Origin of the sequence: Neobacillus niacini (genome assembly GCF_023715785.1) — a bacterium.
Classification (GTDB): domain Bacteria; phylum Bacillota; class Bacilli; order Bacillales; family Cytobacillaceae; genus Neobacillus; species Neobacillus niacini_E.
Genome location: NZ_JAMBOX010000061.1, coordinates 1 through 477 on the forward strand (window position 1 = coordinate 1; position 477 = coordinate 477).

Consider the following 477-nt stretch of genomic DNA (forward strand, 5'->3'; position numbering starts at 1 on the left):
TAATCGAGCAAGGCCGCCTCGGCGAGGTGCTGCAAAAGCGCTATCCGCAAGGGCACGACGTTAACAGCGATAAAGCGCTGTATCAGTACACCCAGGACTTGAAAAACCGCTTTCTGCGCGGCGCGGCGCCGATCAACAAAGTGATGTATGACAGTAAGATCCACGTGCTGAACAATGCGCTCGGCCTGCATACCGCCATTTCCCGCGTGCAGGGCGGTAAGCTGAAAGCTAAAGCGGAAATTCGCGTGGCGACGGTATTTCGCGACGCGCCGGAAGCCTTTCTGCGGATGATCGTGGTTCATGAACTGGCGCATCTGAAAGAGAAGGATCACAACAAGGCTTTTTATCAGCTGTGCTGCCATATGGAGCCGCAGTACCACCAGCTGGAGTTCGACACCCGCCTGTGGCTGACGCACCTTTCGTTAAATCGTTCTGCGTAGTGACGCACTGGTTTTGTCATGACGGCATGATAGAGTG

1 protein-coding gene is annotated in these 477 nt (G+C 54.9%); it reads left to right on the top strand.

Going from position 1 to position 477, the window contains the following annotated elements; translation table 11 throughout:
• Positions 1 to 440: M48 metallopeptidase family protein (locus M3234_RS28835; protein ID WP_262307928.1), on the top strand; the 440-nt coding region annotated here is incomplete at its 5' end.
• Between the last annotated feature and the right edge of the window lie 37 nt (positions 441 to 477).